At 72.0% G+C, this 3,183-nt stretch carries 1 protein-coding gene and 2 pseudogenes; 2 read left to right on the top strand and 1 reads right to left on the bottom strand.

The features are described 5' to 3' along the window. Positions 1 to 475: pseudogene (locus A9X00_RS32230) on the bottom strand (protein kinase); the annotation flags it as partial. Between A9X00_RS32230 and A9X00_RS25910 the strand changes: the two are divergent. Continuing rightward, a pseudogene (locus tag A9X00_RS25910) lies at positions 425 to 2,485 on the top strand (Kelch repeat-containing protein); the annotation flags it as partial. The pseudogenes A9X00_RS32230 and A9X00_RS25910 overlap by 51 nt on opposite strands. A 124-nt stretch (positions 2,486 to 2,609) precedes the next feature. Further along, a complete protein-coding gene (locus A9X00_RS25905; RefSeq protein WP_067160123.1) occupies positions 2,610 to 3,038 on the top strand; it encodes a hypothetical protein in 429 nt (142 codons plus the stop codon). Positions 3,039 to 3,183: the final 145 nt, after the last annotated feature.

Genomic DNA, 3,183 nt, shown 5'->3' with positions numbered 1-3,183 from the left:
GCTCGCCGGGCGCGGCCGCGAACGCGGCGGGGGGGGCGCCCGGCGCGCCGATCGCCGCGCAAGGCCGCGTTGCCCCGCCATGGGGGGAGGGGGGGGGGGGGGCGTCGGCGGCCGCGCGACCCAGCCCGCCGATCGCCATCGCATCGGGTTTGAGGCCGTTGAGGCGCTGCGCGGCCTGCAGTTCGCGGCCGAATTCTTCGGCCGATGCGGGCCGGTCGGCCGGGTCGAGCGACATCGCCCTCTCGATCGCCGAGCACACCGCGTCCGGTATTCCTTCCGGACGCAGATCCGGAACGCCGGTCGTGCTGATCCGCAGGTACTGCGCGATCAGGTCCTCACCCTTCCTACGCTCGTGGGGGGCGTTGCCGACGATCAGCGCATAGATGGTGGCGCCGAGCGAGTACATGTCGGCCGCGACCGTCGCCGGGCTGCCGGTCAGGAAGAGTTTTCGCAGGCGGCCAACGTCCTGCGCCACGGGCACGCCGCGGAGACGCAGCCGCAAGTGTCGTCCGACGGCCCACCGGGCCCGCCGAGCGGCCCCGAACCGGTTCCGACCCCGCCGCCCTGGCGCAAACCCGTAGCGCTGCGCATCCAGGAGTGGTTCGCGCGACCGGGCAAGAGGCGCAGTCGCATCGCCCTGGTCGCCGGCGCGGCCGTCGTCGTCGTGCTGCTGGTCGTGGGCGCCGTGTTGCTGTGGCAGCGGCCCGACAACGGCGCTCACCAGGCCGCCGGCCGACCGACCCAGGCGCCGGTCGCCTGGAAGCCGATCACCAACGCCCGCGTCGCGCGCGATGCGGTCGCCACCACCCAGGCCGACGGCACGATCTGGGTCTTCGGCGGCATCCGAAGCGACGGCAGCGCCACCACCAAGCACGAGGGCTACGACCCCGCCATCGACGAATGGAAGGGCGGCGACGACCTGCCGGTGGCGTTGCAACACGCGTCGGCCGTCACCTGGCAGGGCAACCCGGTCGTCGTCGGCGGCTGGAAGACCGTCAACGGCAAAAAGGTGGCCAGCGACCAGGTTTGGCGGGTGGTCAACAGCCGGTGGGTCGAACTGCCGCACCTGTTGCAGCCCAGGGCGGCGGCGGCCGCGGCGGTGGTCGGAGACCGCCTCGTCGTCACCGGCGGAGTCGACGCCGGCGGCGCCCTGCTGAATACCACCGAGGTCTTCGACGGCAACTCCTGGAGCCTGGGCGCGCCCATACCGACCCCGCGTCAGATGCTGGCCGCGGCGTCGGACGGAAAGCTGGTGTACGCGGTCGGGGGAACCACCGGCGACTCCGACCTGACGATGGTCGAGGCGTACGACCCGGCCGCGAAGACCTGGACGACGATGCCCGCGCTTCCGCGGTCACGCAGCGACCTCGGCGTCGCCATCGCCGACGGGCGACTGGTCGCCGTCGGGGGCGTGTCGGGGGGTCAGGTCCTCAAGAGCGTCTCGGTGTTCGACCTCATGACGAGGCACTGGGACGGGCTGCCGGACATGGCGACGGCGCGACATGGCATGGCCGTCGCCGCGGTGGAGAAGTCCGTGTACGCGATCGGCGGGTCGACGGCCGTCGGTGACAGCCAGGTGATTTCGGAGGCCGAAGCGCTGAAGCTGCCGCCGCGCGAGATCCAGCCCGCGTCGCAATGGCGTTCCCTGCCCGACGCGCCGACCCCGCGGCTGATGATGGCGTGGACAGTGCTGGGCGACAAGATCTGGATCATGGGTGGCCTGCGCGACGGCGTCGCCCTCACGACGGTCGAGAGCTACCAGCCGCGCACCGGAGCCTGGGAGACGGGACCCCCGTTGCCCATCCCGCTGCATCATGCGGCCGCGGCAACCTACCGCGGCGAGGTGGTGGTGCTCGGGGGCGCCAGCGACAACATCGCGGACGGTTCCAACCGGGTCTTCGCGCTGCGCGGCGGCAACTGGGTGGAGCTGCCCGGCCTCACGCACGCCCGGGCGGCGCCGGCGGCTGCGGTGGCCGGCGACAAACTCGTCGTCGTCGGCGGGCAGAACGCCAAGCAGCTGGTCCCGCAGACCGAGGTCTTCGACGGAAGTTCGTGGACCGATGCCGCCGACATGCCCACCGCGCGCGAACACCTGGCCGCGGTGTCGGACGGCACCTACGTGTACGCCATCGGCGGCAGGTTCCTTTCCTCCGACAAGAACTCGGCGGCGCTGGAACGCTTCGACCCGGTATCCGGCTCGTGGACGAGGTTGGTGGGCATGCCGACGCCGCGCGGCAGCTATGGCGCCACATACATCGACGGCCGCATCGTGGTGGTCGGTGGTGAGGAACCGACGATGGTGCTGAACGTGGTCGAGATGTACGACATCGCCGACGGCAAATGGAACACGTTGGCCCCCATGCCGACGCCGCGGCACGCCGAGGTGGTGGCCACGGTCGCCAACACCGTCTACTGCATCGGCGGCGCGAATCGGCCGACCCACGAGGGCCCGATCGCGACGGTCGAGGCGCTCGACTTCAAGTAGTCGCGGCCCCTGCCTGGGTAAACGCGCGGTTGTTTTATTCCTGTCAAATATGGGGACACCGGTACGGACGGGCTGCAGCAACTACCCAGACGAACCGACGGAGCCCCCTATGAATACGAGCACCATGTGGATTGTGATCGCCGTGATCGCGGCGATTCTCGTGATTGCCGCCTTGATCTTTGCCGCCAGGGCGGCGACCCGCCGCCGGCGCGTTCGGCAGGCCGAGGAGATTCGCGAACAGGCCAGGGTCACCACGACCAGGGCCGAGCGCCGGCAGGCCCTCGCCGATGAAACGGCCGCCAAGGCGCGGGCCGCGCAGGCGGAGGCCGAGGCCAAGGCCGCCGAGGCCGCCAGGTTGCAGGAACGCGCGGCCAGCCATCAGAACGATGCGGCCGCGTCGCGGGAGGAACTCGAGGACCAGTGGAAGCGCGCCGAGAAGATCGACCCGACGAGCCGTAACGAGACGCGAGAGGAACCCGCCAACGGCCAGGAGACGTCACCCGAACCGGCGGCCAACGCGGAATCCACCAGGGAGCACCGCGCCTCCAGCTAAGCCCCGGGCCGGCCGGCCAGTCCCGGGGGGGCCCCCCCCCCCCCGGGGCCCCGGGGGGGGGGGGGCCCCCGCGGGGGGGGGGGGGTGGGGGGGTGGGGGGGGGGGGGGGGCGGGGGGGGGGGGCGCGGGGGTGGTTTAGCAGAGC

The sequence above is a fragment of the Mycobacterium sp. 1245805.9 genome, from assembly GCF_001672915.1.
GTDB lineage: Bacteria > Actinomycetota > Actinomycetes > Mycobacteriales > Mycobacteriaceae > Mycobacterium.
Note: the sequence above shows the minus strand (reverse complement) of the source record. Positions and strands in the feature narration are given on the sequence as shown.

Coding starts and splice junctions, on each gene's coding strand:
- A9X00_RS25905 (WP_067160123.1), top strand. CDS start 2,610: ATGTGGATTGTGATCGCCGTGATCGCGGCGATTCTCGTGATTGCCGCC.